Source organism: Methanoculleus receptaculi, from assembly GCF_033472595.1.
Taxonomy (GTDB): domain Archaea; phylum Halobacteriota; class Methanomicrobia; order Methanomicrobiales; family Methanoculleaceae; genus Methanoculleus; species Methanoculleus receptaculi.
In genome coordinates, this window is record NZ_CP137642.1 from 1,906,061 (window position 1) to 1,923,414 (window position 17,354).

Here is a 17,354-nt window from a genome sequence, read left to right on the forward strand (position 1 = left end):
CTCACTCATACTCGATCGTTGCGGGTGGTTTCGGGGTGACGTCATAGACGACCCGTGAGACACCGGGGATCTCGGCTGTGATCCGCGTCATTATCCGAAAAAGGGTCTCGTAGGGGAGACGGAGTGGATCGGCGGTCATCCCATCCCTGGACTGGACCGCCCGGACAGCGACTATCCAGCCATGAAGCCGGACATCCCCCTTGACACCTGTGCCAAGACCGATTAAAGCCGCAAAACACTGCCAGGGTCTGAACTCCTCCACCAGACACTCCTCGACTATGGCGTTTGCCTCCCGGACGATCTCGATCTTCTCTCTCGTCACCTCGCCAAGCACCCGGACCGCAAGCCCCGGCCCCGGGAAGGGCATCCGGTGCTGAATCTCCGCCGGGAGCCCGAGCGCGGCGGCGACCTCGCGCACTTCATCCTTGTAGAGGTCTGCGAGCGGTTCGATGACACCCTTAAAATCGATGTTGAGAGGCATGCCACCCACGTTGTGGTGGCTCTTGATACCCCCCTCGCTCTCGATACGGTCAGGGTAGATCGTCCCCTGAAGGAGCATCGTCGCTCCCGTCCTCTTTGCCTCGCGCTCGAAAACCCTTATAAACTTCTCGCCGATGGCCTTACGCTTCCCCTCAGGGTCGGTCACACCCGCGAGCGCCTCGAAGAACTCGTCTGCGGCGTCCACCACACGGAGGTTTTTATCGGCAAAGAGCGAGCGTATCCGCTCGGTCTCACCTTTTCGCATTAGCCCGGTATCCACATATATCGGGATCAAGCGATCGCCTATCGCGCGTGCCCCGAGCGCCGCGCAGACCGACGAGTCCACACCGCCGGAGAGCGCCATCACAACCTTCTCACCGCCGGCAGCATCGCGTATCCCCCTGATTGCCTGATCGATAAATTTCTCAACGTTCATCATTCTGCTCAGCCACCTGATTCTGGGTAGATTTATTCTTCTTGCATGCTTCTACAAACCCTACATAGGGCGGGGAAGGGTGGGTCGGGCTCGACCTGAACTCGGGGTGGAACTGTGTCGCAAGGTAGAAGGGATGATCCGGGATCTCGCAGACCTCCATCCGTTGCCCGCAGAAACCTGAGAACACCAGCCCGGCGGCTTCAAGGTCAGCGATGAACGCCGGGTTCACCTCGTAGCGGTGGCGGTGCCGCTCAACGATCGACGTCCCGCCGTAGAGCCCGGCAACCAGCGTCCCTTCCTTGAGTGTGATGCTGCAGTTCCCAAGGCGCATCGTGCCCCCGAGTTCGCTGACCTCCTCCTGCTCTGGAAGGAGGGCGATGACATGTGTCCCTTCGTCTATCTCCTCGCTTGTAGCGTCCTCTATTCCAGCTACGTGCCGGGCGTACTCGATCACGGCAAGCTGAAAACCGAGGCAGAGACCGAGGTAGGGTTTTCTCTCCTCGCGGGCGCAGCGGATCGCCTGGATCTTGCCCTCGATGCCACGTTTCCCAAACCCCCCTGGAACCAGGACACCGTCGACATCGGCGAGATCCCTGGGTTCGAACGCCTCCGCATCCAGCCACTGGATGTTCACCTCGGTGGAGAGAGCCCTGCCAGCGTGCTTGAGCGCCTCCTTGATGGACATGTAGACGTCCTCGATCCCGTACTTGCTTACTATGGCAACCGTCACCCGGTTGGTGTACTCCCTAGAGACAACCCTGTACCAGGCCGGATCTGGCTGCCTGTTCTCCAGTCCAAGGTAACTGCAGACGACATCCGCAAGCCCTTCTTTCTCAAGTTCCATTGGGATCTGGTAGATGTCAGGGACGTCCTTTGCGGAGATGACGGCCTTTGCCGGGACATCGGTGAAGGCCGATATCTTCTTCTTTGTCTGTTGGCTGAGCACCTCTCTGCTCCTGCCAACGATGATGTCGGGCTGCAGCCCCAGTTCCCGAAGCGCCTTGACTGAGTGCTGTGTGGGTTTGGTCTTGTGATCACCCATGGTGTCTACCGGGACAAGGGTGACGTGGACCAGGATCATCTCCTCCCGTGGAAGTTCACCGTGCATCTGCCGTATGGCCTCTAAAAACGGCATGCTCTCGATGTCGCCCACCGTGCCGCCAACCTCCACAAGGCAGATCTCGGCTTTCCTGCCACCGTCGATAGGCTCCTCGGCCGCACGCCTGATGCTCTGCTTGATCTCGTCTGTGATGTGAGGGATTATCTGGACGGTCGCGCCGAGGAAGTCTCCCCGCCGCTCCTTCTCGATGACGTTCCGGTAGACCTTGCCCGTCGTTATGTTGTGGATCGATTTCAGGTTGATATCCAGGAACCGCTCGTAGTTGCCGAGATCGAGATCGACCTCCCCGCCGTCGGAGAGGACAAAGACCTCCCCGTGTTGGGCAGGGTTCATCGTGCCGGCATCGATGTTCAGGTATGGATCAATCTTTACCGCCGTCACCTCGTAGCCGCGATTCTTCAAGATGCGGCCGATGGACGCCGTGGTTATACCTTTCCCGAGCCCGCTCATGACGCCGCCGGTTACAACGATATACTTCAAACTCTCGCTCCTCCCCCGATCGTTTCCAGATCTTCTCTCCTAGATATGTGATCCCGCGTATTGAGAATCTATTGTTCGGGAGATCCCGTGCGCCCCTCTCTCTGAAGGGAGGGCAGTGCTACCTCCTGATAACCGCATAAGATGTCGATGTCCGGGACAGGAGCGTCCCGTCCTCACCGCTCGTTACCTCGCCATCTGCAAACGCCACCCGGCGGCCTTTGCGGATGACATCCCCGGTGGCGAAGATCGTCCCGGAATTGACACCCTTTATGAAACAGGTATGCTCGTCGATCGTGGCTATACGCTCACCCTCCTCAAGGAGGGTGTAGAGGGCAAGCGCGACCGCCTCGTCCGCAAGCGCCACGTAGACACCACCCTGGAGCCACCCGGCACCGTTCAGCATATCCGGTCTGACCTCCATCGAGAGGGAGGCATGCCCATCTCCAAAACCCTCAATCTCTATACCCATCAGGCTGAAGAAGGGATTCGCATCCCTTCCAACCTCTTTTAACCTCTCAATGTAGCCCATGCTATCATACCCGCCTCCTTGAGGGTTTGGGATTACCAATGATAAGCATTATGAATACAGGTGCCCCTTGAGAAGGGGTCACGCAGATCGGCGTTATTCTGTCCTGCAGAGTGTCTACAGGCATTTATGCGATGAAAGGCAGATCAAGCCTCAAAATTCCTGCCGTTTTAGCCCGGTGAGCATATGACAACAAATATCTCTTCCACCTTCCACCAGTAGATCCATGGAAAGAGCGTGGCAGCCAGAGGCCCTCCAGAACAGGAGACTCGAACAACTCAGGGCTACCATGGACGACTATATAGCGAAGAACATCGAGAAGATTGAGGGAAACCTCCCGGTCTTCTTCGGGCATGTCGCCGCCACACTCGATCGCTCATTTCCCGACCTCGATGACAGAACCTACGACGATTTCATTGATGAAACAGGTTTTGCACTTCTTAACGCAAAGCGCGACCCCCCGACACCCGAGTTCCTGGAGAAGGTGCTGCGGCATGCCGTTGGGAACAAAAGAGAGCAGAAGGGGCGGGCAACGCTTGAGGTGATGGTGGCTCTCAACCTGATCGATATCGGCAGTTACTATCAGGCACTTGAATATCTTTCACGCCACAGGAACCATGACGTCCGCATCAACGCCGCAATAGCCTACTGCTACTACGCGCTCTCCCTGGCAAAGAACCAGAGTCCTGGTCCCCGCCCCGACGACATGGAACTTCAGGCTCGCGAGGAGATGCTGACGCTTGCCCTTGTTCGTCCCCCGCTCAGCCGTCTTGGGCCGCTCGATCGTAAGGAGAGCCAGCTGAACTCGGTATTCTGGTACATGCTTGACCTGGGGTTCACCTGGTTCCCGAGCGAACCGGCGTTCTATCGCATCGGCATCGCATGGACAAAACATGTGGGAGATGCTGAACGCCGCCAGCAACTCCTTGACCGTGCCACCGAACATTTTGCAAACGACAGGTACTTCCTGACTGAGGCATTCAACACCAGTGTGGACCTGCGCAACGGGAGCGGTGCCGCATCCATAGTCAAACAGATGATGCAGCAGTTTCCAGACGACCACGAGCCGCTCTATTATGGGATGAAGCTGGCAATCCTTGGTGGAAAACCAGGTTCTTATGCAAGGTTTCGGAAACTGGCAATCCTGAAAGAGTTTCCCCGTCGCCTGCTCCTGCTGCTTGACACCGTGCTCGAGGTTATGTGCAATCACAGGACCGAAAGTCTTCTCTGCTTTGAGGAGGTGAAGAAGGCTTCGATGGCGCGCGATTACTACCTGACGGCGCTGGAATATATCCTCCGGGACTTCGTTGAAGGAGATGAAGAACGTGCAAAACGCGCCAGATCTACGTTTTTCTCAAGCGTTGATCAGTATTGTATGCAGACACTCGAGATCAGGATATAATGATGTGGTGTTATGATCAGTCTTTAGCGGGGAAGAAAGATGACAGGTGGATGGGGAGAGCGTGCCCCGGCGGACTTTATAGCCGGGTTGCATGATGACCTGCTGAAGCGACGATCCTCAAACGTTGAGCAGAAAGGCGTAACGATGGATATATTTACTCCTGAGAGAAGAACATCCTGCAAGGCGTGCCTGAAGGGCCGAATATGCAGAGATCCAGCGGAGGTCCGGTTACGATGAGAGGGGAGAGAGGAGAGAACGATACCGTGGAAGCGTCGACGGCGAGAAGCGATGGCGGCGAATCACCAGAGCCGGGAAGAGAACTCTGCCTCTCGATCCTCCGCAAAGCTCCGGATGGGTTCGTTCTTCTGGACGGGAAAGGCAGGTACCGCTACATGAACCCGGCTTTTACCAGGATCACAGGGTATACCATGGAGGATCTCCCCGATATCAGCACCTGGTTTGAGTGCGCCTGCCCGAACCCGACCTACAGGCAGAAGGTGCATGAACTCAGGCAGGAGCTCTTCAGCGGCAACTGCGACTCCATGGTTGTTACCATTGTCCGGAAAGACGGCCGGGTGCGCGAGATCGAGGCCCGCCGAACACCCATCGATGACGACTGTATCCTCCTCTCCATAATGGACGTCACCGAGCAGACCCTGATCGAGGAGAGCCTCCAGCAGACCGCGTCCGAACTGAGCGCGGTGATCGATTCTTTCCCGGATCTCTTCCTCAGGCTGAACGCTGACGGCACGATCCTGGACACAAGGGCCGGCCGACTGGTGGAGAGGCCGATGATCACCCGGGCGCACCTGGGGCAACGGGTGCAGGACCTGCTACCCCCAGGAGGTAGTGAGGCGTTCCTGGGTGCACTGCGAGAGGCCGTCAGGACCAACGCCCGCCCCGCGCCTATCGAGTTCGAGTGCAGGGCGGAGGGGGAGACGCGCTGCTACGAAGCCAGGGTTGTGCCGCTCCATGGCACGCACCTGATGGCCATAATCAGGGATATAACAGAGAGAAAGAGAGCCGAAGAGGAGCTGCAGCGTTACCGGGAGCACCTGGAGGAGGTTGTTGCCGAGCGAACCGCCGAACTCAGGCGGGCGAATGAGCAGCTCGAGCACCTCGTCTACTGCATAGAGGTGACCGAGCGCAAAGCCGCAGAGAGATGGCTGGATCGATCGGCTGAGAAGGGAACTGTCGCGGTGGATGAACCCGAGAGTGTGAGGATCACCACCAACGAGACCGGGACGATCATCATCGCCGACCTGACAGCAGAACGCCTCTCTGGTTTCAGCAGGGATGAACTGGTCGGAAAAACGGTCTGGTCGCTCTTTTCCGGCGGTGGTGTGAGAGAGACCCTGAGCCGTGAGGTGCTGGAGGGCGGCAGATCCGCTGAATGCTCAGAAGGTGTGGCGCTCGTAAGAAAAGACGGGTCGAAAGAGGCGGTTCATATCACCGCCGAACCCATTAAGAGTGCCGCTGGTGCTGTGATCGGCATGATCTGCACACTGCGGAAAGGCTGAGCGGACGTCAGAGCCTGAACCCGCAGGACTCCGGATGCACCGCTCCGGGGTCCTGGGGCGCCACGCCGACACCCACCCGGTCAGAGTAGAGCCCGAGCCCTTCGAGCGCTGAGAGGCGTACCTTCTCCGGTGTGTTGTTGACCTCGCTAAGATGGGCGAGCATCGCCACCTGGATATGATCGGCCAGACGCTGGAGGCACCGGGCGGCATCAGGGTTTGAGAGATGGCCTCTCTTCGATCTTATCCGGTTCTTCAAGTATGGAGGGTATGGACCGTTCTCAAGCATATCGGGGCAGTGATTGCTCTCAAGCAGAACAGCGTCGCAGGTGGCGAGTCGATCAAAGATTGTGGGGGTGATGGTGCCGGTATCGGTGCAGCACCCGATACGGAGATCCCCTTCGGCGATACAGAATCCACAGGGTTCCCTGGCATCGTGAGAAGTCGGGAAGGGCTCGATCGAGAAGTCGCCGAGGGAGAACCTCTCGCCGGAACGGCACCGCCGGAGATCCGCCATGGACGCTTCGGACTTCTCCAGGATAGCCTCCAGGGTGCCGCCGGTTGCATAGACCGGAACACCGAGCCTCCTTGAGAGGACGTCGAGACCGCGAACGTGGTCGATGTGCTCGTGCGTGACGAGTATGCCCTCGATGAGCGAGGCGTCCCCCCCGGCGGCATCAAGGCGCCGGAGCGTCTCTCGGGCGGATAGACCGGCGTCGATGAGCAGCGCACCCCGCTCCCCCTGAAGGCAGGCACAGTTGCCTTTGCTCCCGCTGGCAAGGATCGTCAGTTTCATCAGTTCTGTTAAGATTCTCTGGAGATAGGGGATAAAGGTATTTGAGGCCATCAAAACCGTTCCTCAAGGCCGGAGGGCCCGATCTGATGAACCTTTCCGGGAACGGAGCCCTGGGAGGTCTGTATCGCCGCAGACCGCTTTACCCCATCTGGATCTCGGAGGCCTGGTTTTCATGGAAAAAAGGTTACGTCAGGATCAAGCTGGTGGCATCCAGCAGGGCTGCTCCAGTTGTCCTGGGCGCTGCAGCATCGCCGATTATATCCAGGCGTGGCACCTTTCCCAGGAGTTCGTAAAAAAGTTCCTGCCGGGGCGCCATGCTGCCAGCGACCACAATCGCATCCACGCTTTCCACCGTGGAGGTGGTTCCATAGTAAGGGTTGAGCAACGTGACAGTTTTGCCTTCGTAATTGGTGACCACCTGCATGGGTTCATTTCGAACCTGAAGTTTTCCCAGGCGCTGGAAAAGGGGTAACGAGATGGTCACATCGAGGTTCATTGCCATGGCAAAACCGGGTGTCACCCAGGTCACGCGTCTGCCCTGCGTGGCGAGCAATTCAACAACTCCCGCCCCTTCAATGGTCCCCCCGTAATCCAGCACCAGCACGTGATTACCCTTCACCCGTCCATCAAGAGCATCCAGAGTTGTAAAGACTCCGGATCTCGCATCGCTGCCGTTTATCCCGCCAGACACCATCTGCGAACCAGTGGCTATGATGACCCACTCAGGCCTCTCTTCCAGCACCTTTTCGGCATCAGCTGCCACACCTCTGTGCAGATCCACTTTGAGAGACCTGAGAGCGTACTCCTCATAGCGTGTAATACCCTCAAACTCGGACCTGCCCGGTAAACGACTCTCCCACTTTATCCTTCCACCAATCTCCGCCTCCTTCTCAAAGAGCACAACCCGATGACCCTGTCTGGCGGCAATTTCAGCTGCTCTCATCCCGGCAGGTCCACCGCCAACGACCACCAACTTCCCGGGCTGCCGGGCTGACCGGGCCTGTTTTTCATGACCGTAGATCTCCTCAAAACCGGCAGCCGGGTTCACAACGCACATGACGGGCTTATCAGCCAGAAGGCGACTGAGACAGAAATTACAACCAATACAGGTCATGATACCTTCTTCTTCGCCGTTCTGAGCTTTTTCTGCCCAGAAAGGATCAGCGATCAACTGGCGCGTCATGCCGATCATATCGCAGGAGCCATCTGCCAGAGCAGCCTCCGCCTCTTCCGGACGGACAATCCGCCCATGACCGATCACCGGAACAGAAATGGCAGACTTCAGGCGCGCTACATCCGGCAGCAAAAAACCATGCTCAATTGGGGAGGGCGGGATCGTCATCCATATCGACTCCCAGGTGCCTGAATCACTGGATATGTAATCAGCGATCCCGGTAAACATCCTGGCAAACTCGATGGCATCGTCAACCCCCAGACCATCTGGAAGATACTCATTGATGTCAAGACGTATCCCCAGTGGTCTGTCCCCTATGGCCTCACGGATGGCTTGCAGCACCTCCAGCACGATGCGTGCCCGATTTTCGGCCGAACCACCATATTCGTCGTTCCGGTGATTGGAATGGGGTGAGAGGAACTGGCGAAGCACGCCGTCATGTGCCACCTTGATCTCAACGCCATCGAATCCGGCCTCTATTAGATTGGCTGCGGAAACACCAAACCCTGCCACGATCTCATGGATCTGCGAGACCGTCATCGTCCAGGGGATCTCACCAATGGTCATGTCAGGCTGTGCTGATGGTGCCCATAATGGGCGGTGGGTCTCAATGCTGCGCGACTGGTTGCCGTAATGGGTAAGCTGACCAAAGACCCGGGCCCCAAATTCGTGAACAGCATCGGTGATCGCTGTCAGGCCTGGAATGCTCCTTTTATCGAAAGCATGAACCATGTGGGCATAACTCCCGGAAGGATGCACGCCCATGCTCGGGACAACAACAAGACCAACGCCGCCCATGGCACGCTCACGGTAATAGAAGACCTGTTTGCGTGTGGGCATATGGTCTTCCCCACCAAAGGCAGGTTCATGTGGCAGCATCACGATGCGGTTGCGGATCTCCACATTTCGAATCGTGATGGGCAAAAAAAGGTGTGGATACTTTTTTGAAGCCATTTTTAACCCCATTTGTCAGATTGAGCGATATTGACCTGTAATCATATATATTCTTTATCCTTGATCCTGAGTTACCCACAATATCACAGGCGTGGTTCAGTTTTCCGGGGTCCTTCAGCTCCATCATCTACTGCCGCCCCCCCGGAGAGGAGCAGTCAGGGATGACACACCTCTTACCCACCGATGATTAACCTCAGACACCCAGACATATCAACAGGTTTACCTCCGCGCATGAGAGGCTATAAAACCAATATCTTCAGGCCATACGCTGGTTTGATGAAACTCTACCGGGAGGGACCGGGGGGCATGTACATCGCCACAGACCTGCAGATCGCCTGGTAAGGGGGCGGTTGGGTGAGGGCTTGCAAGATGGAAGAAGGATTCTCCAAAACCCTCATCGGACTGAAGCGATAAGATCTTAATGGCGACTGTTATGGCCTGGCCGTTTACAACAACAGTTCTGTGGCACTGGAGGAGGTGCGCCTGCAAGGGTGGTTGTTGAGTTCACCATATGGTGGATCCTGCCGCTGATCCTGATCGGGTTCACCATCGGTCTGCTGGTGAGCGTCTTCGGCGGCGGTGGCGGTTTCTTCTACGTGCCTCTCCTGACACTCATCTTTCAGGTGCCGACGCAGTACGCCGTCGCCACCTCCCTTGCCTCGATCATCCCGACCACCATCCTCGGTTCTCTCGGCCATTACCGCCAGGGCAACCTGGACGTCCCCCTGGGTTTGATCTTTGGCGTTGGGGGGATCATCGGTGCGTTCTTCGGCGCCTTTGCATCGGGCATGATTCCTCCGCCACTCATGGGAAAACTCTTCGGCATCTTCATGATCGTGCTGAGCATTCCAATGCTTTTCAGCGCCCGGAGGAGGGCGGGTGCCGGCACCGGCGAGAGCCCTGCGGCCTCACGCCCCCTCACGGCAGTGAGGGCGGTCGAGGGCACGGTCTTTGGCATCGTTTCCGGCGCCATGGCAGGACTCTTCGGGGTTAGCGGAACGCCGCCGGTCATCGCTGGACTGTACCTCATGGGGCTGCCTGCTGTAAAAGTGGTTGGAACATCCATATTCGTCCTCCTCTTCAACGCCGTTGCAGGTCTGACCGGCCACCTCGCGATCGGGCAGGTTCACTGGGGGCTCACCCTCTTCCTTGCGGCGGGGGCAGCTACAGGGGCGTATCTTGGACCGCGATACCTGAGCAGGATAAAGACACCCGGCCTGGAGAGGTTCTACGGCCGATTCTTCACCGTGCTGGTCATCGCCCTTGGAATCGTCATGATTCTGGAATGAGGGAGAACGGCCAGCGATCCGGATGAGCAAATGAGAGCGGATTTATGCGGATGCTCCAGCCAAAAAGAAAAGCGGCCCACCCCGATCCGGCCCGGCTCGCGTGCGCTGAATCTCATCTTACAGCAGGCAGGCAAAAATAAGCGTTCACCCACCTCACAGACTCCGTTTATTGCGGTCGCAGTCGCCTCATACCTCGAATGAAAAAGCACTTGCGACGGCACAGAGACGACTCCGTGAAAACACCTACCTCCGTTTTGTGGGCTGGAAGCAGATCGCGGCCAATGGACTCTAACTCCGGGATGCAGTAGAGGTTCTGGGCCGCGTTTTTCTGCAATTCCGAACTCTCTACCCCTACTGCAGGATCCTTGACCGGTATGTCCGCCCTCTCCTCAAGACCCACCGCCCTTAAGACCTCGGCGATCCTCTTTCTCCTCTCCTCCCGGGGCATGTGATACATGCATGCATGAAAATCCAGATTGTCCCTCCCCGTAAGCTGGACATCCAGACTCGGCTCCTCGAAGACCATGCCAAGGTTTGCCCTGACCTCATCCTTCTGGTCGAGAATACTGTATCCGTATATCCTGGCTGAACCTGAGTCGGGATTGAGCACCGTGGCTAGAAGTTTGAGTGTCGTCGTCTTCCCCGCACCGTTGGGGCCGAGCAGACCAAAACACTCCCCCTCCTCCACATCAAAGGATATGTTATCCACGGCTTTGATATGGCCAAAGCTCTTGCTCAATCCATCAACTTCAATTGTTTTCATCAAACGTCGTGATAACTTTGGCCCGGGAATATTAAAAAAGGTTGATTGACGGTAAATTTTGTGGCTGAATCTGAGCCCCGCCATTTTCTGTGTCTCGTATGGGGGACAATCCAATGGAATGCGGTCAACAGTTCACGAGAGGATCTCAACGGGGCTCAGATATGGGGATCACACCTCTGGATTTAACCGATAGTCAGGTCTATGCGGATCAACCTCAGGCGGGATAAAAGCCCCTTCCTGCTGCCGCATGGGGTGAAAAATGTTAATCAGGGAAACCCCCACAAGTTAAAGGTAGCCTTAAGATGATCACATTCCTCTCCGGCGGAACAGAAACGGCCGCTCTTATCCAGGGCTTCAGGCAGATAATGTACGATCGCGAGATTGCCGTGGTCGCAAACACCGCCGGAGATCTCCAGGTCTCCGGGGGCCATTTTGCACCCGACATTGATACCGCCATCTTCCTCTTCGCGGGCATCCTGGATACCGGTCGGTGGTGGGGGATCAAAGGAGACACCTATACCACCCACACATACCTCCCGAAGGTCGGTGGCGGCGAACCCTTCCCTATCGGTGACCGTGCCAGAGCCGTCCAGATCGCGCGGGCAGGGCTCCTCTCCAGGGGGCTTAGCCTGACGGAGGCGGTGGAGGCGCAGTGCCGTTCGCTCAGTATCGGGGCAGCGATCCTCCCGGTGACGGACGGGGATGCCGCCATCTTCATCGATACCGGCACCGGACTCCTGCCTCTCTCTGTTTACTGGATGACCGCTGACCCCGCAACAGAGGTCCGCGAGGTTCTCCGGGCCGCTCCGGAACCCCCGGCGGTCACGGAAGATGTGCGGGCGGTGATCGAGGCGAGTGATGCCGTCGTGATCGGGCCTGCCAGCCCCGTGAGGTGCATCCTCCCCATCCTGGACTGCGATGGTATGCGCGACCTCCTGGGCGATAAGTTTGTGGTCGCGGTCTCACCGTTTAGCGGGGACGCCTGCCCGAACCCGAAAGATGCCGCGCTGATGTACGCTGCCGGCGAGGCCGCGACAGCCCCGGCGGTCTCCCGGCTTTATGGGGATCTCGTAGATCTCTTCGTCCAGGACGTCAACGACCCCGACGAGGTGAAAGGGTCGCTCCGTCTTGAGACGCGCCTCCTGCACAGGCGGCAGGCGGAATCACTCGCCTGGGATATCATGGCGGTGATACGCCAGGCAATTTATTCATCCAATAATACTCTGTCTGTGTTGCGATAACCAGGCAACATGATACCAGGCGCAGGACGCGCCGTTGGACCTGTGGACTCGCTCCCGGTGGGGTGGGGGATGAAGCAGCAAGCCACGCCCGATAGGCGCGGGGTAGTTCACTGAGGTTGAAGTCCCCTGCACTTACCACCGGACCCTCTTCCTGCCCTTATTTCCGTTGGCGGGCAAGTGGAATGGCAAGACTCTCCCATGGAGACCCTGTCAGGGATGCAGATGAGGTTTCTGCCGGCCGACGGGAAAAACGAGAAAGAACCCGCTCTTCCCCGTCACTCACCGGAATGGCGTCTCTCGCAGATGGCCACCCTTCATCCGGCAGGTTTGGGAAAATTCATATACAGATCGGCCCGATACGCTAATTGGTCAATGATAACCTTTCTCTCGGGCGGGACAGGAACCCCAAAACTCCTCCGCGGGATGCGGGACCTGCTGGAAGAACGTGAGATTGCGGTCGTCGTCAACACGGCCGAGGATCTCTGGATCACAGGCAACCATCTCTCGCCCGACATCGATACGGTCATCTACCTGTTTGCGGGGATCCTGGATACGGGGCGGTGGTGGGGGATTCGCAACGACTCGTACATAACCCACGACCTACTCCGGACGAAGTTCGGTATCGACGAGTACATCGCCATCGGCGACCAGGATAGAAGCGTCCATGCCGCTCGCGGTGAGATGCTCCGAGGCGGCATGCGGTTGACGGAGATCACGCGGATCCTCTGCCACAGTCTGGGTGTGCAGGCAACCGTTCTCCCGATGACCGATTCCGTCGTGACGACCTATGTCAGCACGCCTCTCGGCGAGATGCATTTCCAGGAGTACTGGGTGAAGCACCGCGGCGAGGTGGAGATTGAGGGTGTTTACCGGAGATATAACGAAACACCTCTTGCCACACAGGAGGTTATGGATACGATCGATGCAAGCGATGCTGTGGTTATCGGTCCAGGCAACCCGGTCACGAGCATATCACCGATCCTCGAGTGCGCCGGGGTGCGGGAGGCGCTAAGCCGTCAATACGTCATCGCCGTCAGCCCGTTCATCGGAGATGCCCCCATAAGCGGGCCGGCGGCGGCGCTGATGCGCGCCTTCGGGAGGGAACCCTCATCGGCCGGGACCTACAGTCTCTACGAAGACTTCATGGATATCTTCATCCAGGACGTCCGCGACCCGGTCGAGATCGAGGGGGGGTTGCGCATGGACACGCTGATGTTCAATCGTGGGAAGAGCCTTGACCTCGCAAAGAACATCCTGAACCTGATATATGGGTGATCCCACGCCTCTTCACCCCCGAACAGCGACCGGTCGGATGAAAAGTCTCAGCCGGATCCACCTTACCGGCCCCGCTGCAGACAGCGCGCGGTTGGCGGCAAACTTCAGGAATAATACGGTGCTGAAACCACCACCCCCAAGACATCAGATCCTGACCCCCTGGCAGGATGAATGAACCTGCCAGGACAGAGGTTCGGGCATCCGTGGGGATGAACCGGCCGGTCTGGACCGCGTCATCTCCTTTCGCCTGGGGGGGTGTGATTCGTGGTTTTACGCGTTTATTTTCTTCATACGAGACTAAATTTCAGCCTTAAGCAGAAAAAGAACAGACATCCGCCGCATTTTTTGATTTGTGACGATTATAACCGAAAATATTAAAAAATTCAAACGATAAGAAGATCCCTGATGTTCGTTCCGAGCAAGTGTTTCTTTACAAAGGGTGTGGGAATCCACAAAGACAAACTGGCATCGTTTGAACTGGCACTCAGGCAGGCTGGTATCGAGAAGTACAACCTGGTCCACGTATCGAGTATCTTTCCCCCAAACTGTCGGCTGATCTCAAAAGAGGAGGGGTTGCGGGAGATCTCTCCTGGCAGCATCGTCTATGTTGTCATGGCTCGGAACGAGACCAATGAACCGAGCCGGCTGGTCTCCGCCGCCATAGGCCACGCGATGCCGAGGGAGAGCGATGCCTATGGCTACCTCTCCGAGCACCACGCCTTCGGTGAGACCGAAGAGGTCTCGGGTGAATATGCAGAAGACCTAGCAGCGACCATGCTCGCCACCACGCTCGGAATAGAGTTCGACCCCGACAAAGCGTGGCAGGAGCGGGAACAGATCTACAAGGCAAGTGGCCGGATCATAAGTACAACACATATCTGCCAGGCAGCGGAAGGGATTATGGACGGCCGCTGGACGACTGTCGTCGCCGCAGCGGTCTTCCTTTGAACCGTCTTCTTTTTAAGACAGACCGCCCGGATATTCTCTTTTTCCATTTCAATAAGCGCAAGACAAAATACCTTCCGGGGCCCACAGTGTACCCGGGTTTTTCAGATGCGACTACCAATACGTGCCGTAACCCCGGAGATAGAGTCTGCAGAGATCGTCGGCTGGGTGCATGAGGTCCGCGACCTCGGGGGTCTTTCGTTCTTCCTGATCCGTGACCGGACCGGTATCATTCAGGTGACCATGCCGAAGAAGAATGTCCCGGCGGAGATCCTTGAGGTCGCCAGGAGCGTCTCAAGAGAGTCTGTGGTCAGGGTAAGAGGCAGTGTTAAGGCAATCGATAAAGCACCGGGCGGGCGCGAGATAGTCCCCGATTATCTCGAGATCATCAACCTGGCAGAGACCCCGCTCCCGCTCGACGTCGTCGAGAAGGTTCCGGCTGACATGGACACGCGGCTCGACTCCAGGTTTCTTGACGCGAGGAAACCACGTGTCCGTGCCATCTTTTTCATCCGATCCGCCTTGACCTGCGCCGCGACAGAGTTCCTCGCCTCCAGAGGCTGCATCAACATCACCACCCCGAAGATCGTCGCTGCAGCCACCGAGGGAGGCACCGAACTCTTTCCGATCGCCTACTTTGAGAAAGAGGCGTTCTTAAACCAGAGCCCGCAACTTTACAAACAGATGCTGATGGCTGCAGGGTTCGAGGCGGTATTTGAGATCGGCCCAATCTTCCGCGCCGAAGAGCATAACACCGTCAGGCACCTTAATGAAGCCACGTCGCTCGATATCGAGGTCTCGTTTGCCGACCACAACGACGTCATGGGACTTCTCGAGGATCTGATTGTTCATATATATGGATCCGTCGCAAAGAACTGCGCAGATGACCTGGCGGAGATCGGGATCGATCTCGCAATCCCGGAAAGACCGTTCCCAAGGATACCATACCTGGAGGCGATAGAGATTGCAAACCGCAGCATCGAGGAGAAGATCTCCTTTGGCGACGACCTCACACCGGCAGCCGAACGAGCGATCGGCGAGAGTATGGGAGGTCATTACTTCATCGTTGACTGGCCAACCGATATTCGGCCCTACTACGCGATGCCATACCCGGATCGGCCGGCATTCTGCAAGGCGTTCGACCTGATGCACCCCCGCATGGAACTTGCCTCCGGCGCCCAGCGCATCCACGATCACGACCTTCTGGTGGAGCGGATCCGTGCAAAAGGGTTATCAACTGAGAGTTTCGAGTTCTACCTGAGGACGTTCCGATACGGTATGCCTCCGCATGCCGGCTGGGGGCTTGGCATCGAGCGTCTGGTGATGACGATGCTCGATCTGTCAAACATCCGTGAGGCGGTGCTCTTCCCGCGCGACCGGCACAGGCTGACACCATGAGGGTTATAAAGCCTGGAACTGACGGATCGATCTATCACTGCTGGTGCTGAGACGATGACCCTGACCGCAATGCATCTCCCGACTACAGTGGTCGGGAGCTATCCCGTGGTGAAAGGCTCGGGGCTTATGGCTTTTGTTGACCCGCTGAAACACGCGGTGGAGGTAGCGGTAGACGACCAGATCGCCGCCGGGATCGATATCATATCCGACGGTCAGGTCCGGGGGGACATGATCCATGCGTTCACATCTCACCTCCCGGGCATCCGTGGGGCGGCGGTCGTCGGAAAGGTGCAGCCGGCAAGGCAACCAATCACACTAGCCGACACGAAGTACGCCCTCTCCCGACACCCGAAAGTGAAAGGGATCCTCACAGGGCCAAGCACCCTCGCATACGGCCTCTCGATCGGGACCACGTTCTACCGCGACAGGGAGGAACTTATCCTGGATCTTGCGCAGGCGCTTGCAGCCGAGGCGGAGCACCTCCAGAACGCCGGTGTTGCGCTCATCCAGATTGACGAGCCCATCTTCTCCACCGGAGCGGCAAACCTCACCGTCGGCCGCGAGGCCGTGAACGCTATCGCCGGGAGGCTCCGGGTGCCGGTCTGTCTTCACGTCTGCGGGAACCTGGGGGATGTTATCGACGAGATCCTCCGGGTGAATGTTGAGATCTTCGATTTTGAGTTCTCAAACAACCCGCACAACCGTGAGATCATCTCTAAAAAAGACCTGCACGGCCGGATGATCGGCTACGGCTGTGTGGATTCGGCCGACCCCGGCATCGAGAGCGTCGAGACGATCCACAAGAGGATTGAGATGGGTATCGAGGTGTTCTCACCGGCGACAATGCTCATCGATCCCGACTGCGGTCTAAGGATGCAGACGCGTGAAGCGGCATCCGGAAAACTGAAGAATATGGTTGCTGCCGCGAGGCTTGCCCGGGCGGAACACCCGGGCTAAAAGACCCTGCTTGTCGTCGATAACTCGATACCCTCTGCCATGATGTTGTAGGGTATCACACGCCGCGGCACGTCCTCGTCCCTGAACTTCTCGATGGCAAGCGTCCGTTCGAACTCGTTGCCGTGGATCTCCTGGCGCAGGGTGATGAAGATGTCGGTGGCGCGCATGACCCGCGCCTCCTCAAAGGCGGTGTGGTGGTTTGCGTAGAGGAGGTAGACGATGCTTGACCCTTCGCCGATAAGGGCTCCGGTGTCTTCGACGACAAACCTTGTGACAGCCTCGATCCCGAGGGTGACGATCAGTGTGGATAACGAGTCCACGATGATTCTCTCCCCGCTCATCGCAGAAACCATCTCTTCAAGGCTCATACCCCGTGCATCGACCATCCCATCTCCCGGCAGGGCGTCAAGCATCAGATAGGCGCCTGTGCGCCCTCCTTCCTGCCAGAACTGCCGTGCAAGGAGTTCAAGACCGCTCAGCGGCGACCCGGAGATGACTATACGGGCGCCCGCAGGGAACCCGCCATCGAGCGCAAGGTCCAGACCTGCAATACCTGTAGAACGTTTGGTGCTGCCTGCCACATGGATGCCCCGGTTATATC

At 57.6% G+C, this 17,354-nt stretch carries 15 protein-coding genes; 8 read left to right on the forward strand and 7 right to left on the reverse strand.

Annotated features, from left to right (window positions below):
• Window position 1: 1 nt before the first annotated feature.
• From guaA to R6Y96_RS10005, 3 genes are all read right to left on the reverse strand, one after another.
• On the reverse strand, window positions 2-919 hold the full coding sequence (guaA, locus tag R6Y96_RS09995) for a glutamine-hydrolyzing GMP synthase (RefSeq protein ID WP_318621280.1): 918 nt from the start codon (window positions 917-919) through the stop codon (window positions 2-4).
• The gene (locus R6Y96_RS10000; protein ID WP_318621282.1) at window positions 906-2,516 is read right to left on the reverse strand and encodes a CTP synthase; all 1,611 of its coding nucleotides are present in this window, start codon (window positions 2,514-2,516) and stop codon (window positions 906-908) included. The genes guaA and R6Y96_RS10000 overlap by 14 nt, the downstream gene beginning before the upstream one ends.
• A 118-nt stretch (window positions 2,517-2,634) precedes the next feature.
• Window positions 2,635-3,045 carry a PaaI family thioesterase gene (locus R6Y96_RS10005; protein WP_318621284.1) on the reverse strand — a complete coding sequence of 137 codons (411 nt, stop codon included), beginning with the start codon at window positions 3,043-3,045 and terminating at the stop codon, window positions 2,635-2,637.
• Between the two features lie 223 nt (window positions 3,046-3,268).
• Between R6Y96_RS10005 and R6Y96_RS10010 the strand changes: the two genes are divergently transcribed.
• Together R6Y96_RS10010 and R6Y96_RS10015 are read left to right on the forward strand one after the other, a co-directional pair.
• On the forward strand, window positions 3,269-4,444 hold the full coding sequence (locus R6Y96_RS10010) for a hypothetical protein (RefSeq protein WP_318621285.1): 1,176 nt from the start codon (window positions 3,269-3,271) through the stop codon (window positions 4,442-4,444).
• Between the two features lie 233 nt (window positions 4,445-4,677).
• Complete coding sequence (locus R6Y96_RS10015) at window positions 4,678-5,964, forward strand: PAS domain S-box protein (protein ID WP_318621287.1); 1,287 nt, start codon at window positions 4,678-4,680, stop codon at window positions 5,962-5,964.
• A gap of 7 nt (window positions 5,965-5,971) precedes the next feature.
• Here the strand turns inward: R6Y96_RS10015 and R6Y96_RS10020 are convergent, their stop codons facing one another.
• Complete coding sequence (locus R6Y96_RS10020; RefSeq protein WP_318621288.1) at window positions 5,972-6,757, reverse strand: MBL fold metallo-hydrolase; 786 nt, start codon at window positions 6,755-6,757, stop codon at window positions 5,972-5,974.
• Window positions 6,758-6,941: 184 nt separating this feature from the next.
• The gene (locus R6Y96_RS10025) at window positions 6,942-8,897 is read right to left on the reverse strand and encodes an oxidoreductase (RefSeq protein WP_318621290.1); all 1,956 of its coding nucleotides are present in this window, start codon (window positions 8,895-8,897) and stop codon (window positions 6,942-6,944) included.
• Window positions 8,898-9,376: 479 nt separating this feature from the next.
• On the opposite strand from R6Y96_RS10025, the gene R6Y96_RS10030 reads away from it, so the two are divergent.
• Window positions 9,377-10,174, forward strand: a complete 798-nt coding sequence (locus tag R6Y96_RS10030; protein ID WP_318621292.1) for a sulfite exporter TauE/SafE family protein — start codon at window positions 9,377-9,379, stop codon at window positions 10,172-10,174.
• Window positions 10,175-10,340: 166 nt separating this feature from the next.
• Here R6Y96_RS10030 and R6Y96_RS10035 read toward each other — a convergent pair whose 3' ends face one another.
• The gene (locus tag R6Y96_RS10035; protein ID WP_318621293.1) at window positions 10,341-10,937 is read right to left on the reverse strand and encodes an ABC transporter ATP-binding protein; all 597 of its coding nucleotides are present in this window, start codon (window positions 10,935-10,937) and stop codon (window positions 10,341-10,343) included.
• A 302-nt stretch (window positions 10,938-11,239) separates the two neighbouring features.
• On the opposite strand from R6Y96_RS10035, the gene R6Y96_RS10040 reads away from it, so the two are divergent.
• From R6Y96_RS10040 to R6Y96_RS10060, 5 genes are all read left to right on the forward strand, one after another.
• A complete protein-coding gene (locus tag R6Y96_RS10040) occupies window positions 11,240-12,178 on the forward strand; it encodes a 2-phospho-L-lactate transferase CofD family protein (protein ID WP_318621294.1) in 939 nt (312 codons plus the stop codon).
• A gap of 372 nt (window positions 12,179-12,550) precedes the next feature.
• A complete protein-coding gene (gene cofD / locus R6Y96_RS10045; protein ID WP_318621297.1) occupies window positions 12,551-13,453 on the forward strand; it encodes a 2-phospho-L-lactate transferase in 903 nt (300 codons plus the stop codon).
• A 405-nt stretch (window positions 13,454-13,858) separates the two neighbouring features.
• Window positions 13,859-14,401 carry a pyruvoyl-dependent arginine decarboxylase gene (locus tag R6Y96_RS10050; protein WP_318621300.1) on the forward strand — a complete coding sequence of 181 codons (543 nt, stop codon included), beginning with the start codon at window positions 13,859-13,861 and terminating at the stop codon, window positions 14,399-14,401.
• 105 nt (window positions 14,402-14,506) lie between these two features.
• A complete protein-coding gene (aspS, locus tag R6Y96_RS10055; protein ID WP_318621302.1) occupies window positions 14,507-15,796 on the forward strand; it encodes an aspartate--tRNA(Asn) ligase in 1,290 nt (429 codons plus the stop codon).
• A gap of 54 nt (window positions 15,797-15,850) precedes the next feature.
• Window positions 15,851-16,753, forward strand: coding sequence for a methionine synthase (locus R6Y96_RS10060; protein WP_318621304.1), 903 nt, complete (start codon window positions 15,851-15,853; stop codon window positions 16,751-16,753).
• Here the strand turns inward: R6Y96_RS10060 and R6Y96_RS10065 are convergent.
• Window positions 16,750-17,334 carry an RAD55 family ATPase gene (locus R6Y96_RS10065; RefSeq protein ID WP_318621306.1) on the reverse strand — a complete coding sequence of 195 codons (585 nt, stop codon included), beginning with the start codon at window positions 17,332-17,334 and terminating at the stop codon, window positions 16,750-16,752. The two genes, R6Y96_RS10060 and R6Y96_RS10065, sit on opposite strands and share 4 nt — an antisense overlap.
• Between the last annotated feature and the right edge of the window lie 20 nt (window positions 17,335-17,354).

Coding starts and splice junctions, on each gene's coding strand:
- R6Y96_RS10010 (WP_318621285.1), top strand. CDS start 3,269: ATGGAAAGAGCGTGGCAGCCAGAGGCCCTCCAGAACAGGAGACTCGAA.
- cofD (WP_318621297.1), top strand. CDS start 12,551: ATGATAACCTTTCTCTCGGGCGGGACAGGAACCCCAAAACTCCTCCGC.
- R6Y96_RS10025 (WP_318621290.1), bottom strand. CDS start 8,897: ATGGGGTTAAAAATGGCTTCAAAAAAGTATCCACACCTTTTTTTGCCC.
- guaA (WP_318621280.1), bottom strand. CDS start 919: ATGATGAACGTTGAGAAATTTATCGATCAGGCAATCAGGGGGATACGC.
- R6Y96_RS10035 (WP_318621293.1), bottom strand. CDS start 10,937: ATGAAAACAATTGAAGTTGATGGATTGAGCAAGAGCTTTGGCCATATC.
- aspS (WP_318621302.1), top strand. CDS start 14,507: ATGCGACTACCAATACGTGCCGTAACCCCGGAGATAGAGTCTGCAGAG.
- R6Y96_RS10050 (WP_318621300.1), top strand. CDS start 13,859: ATGTTCGTTCCGAGCAAGTGTTTCTTTACAAAGGGTGTGGGAATCCAC.
- R6Y96_RS10060 (WP_318621304.1), top strand. CDS start 15,851: ATGACCCTGACCGCAATGCATCTCCCGACTACAGTGGTCGGGAGCTAT.
- R6Y96_RS10040 (WP_318621294.1), top strand. CDS start 11,240: ATGATCACATTCCTCTCCGGCGGAACAGAAACGGCCGCTCTTATCCAG.
- R6Y96_RS10020 (WP_318621288.1), bottom strand. CDS start 6,757: ATGAAACTGACGATCCTTGCCAGCGGGAGCAAAGGCAACTGTGCCTGC.
- R6Y96_RS10005 (WP_318621284.1), bottom strand. CDS start 3,045: ATGGGCTACATTGAGAGGTTAAAAGAGGTTGGAAGGGATGCGAATCCC.
- R6Y96_RS10015 (WP_318621287.1), top strand. CDS start 4,678: ATGAGAGGGGAGAGAGGAGAGAACGATACCGTGGAAGCGTCGACGGCG.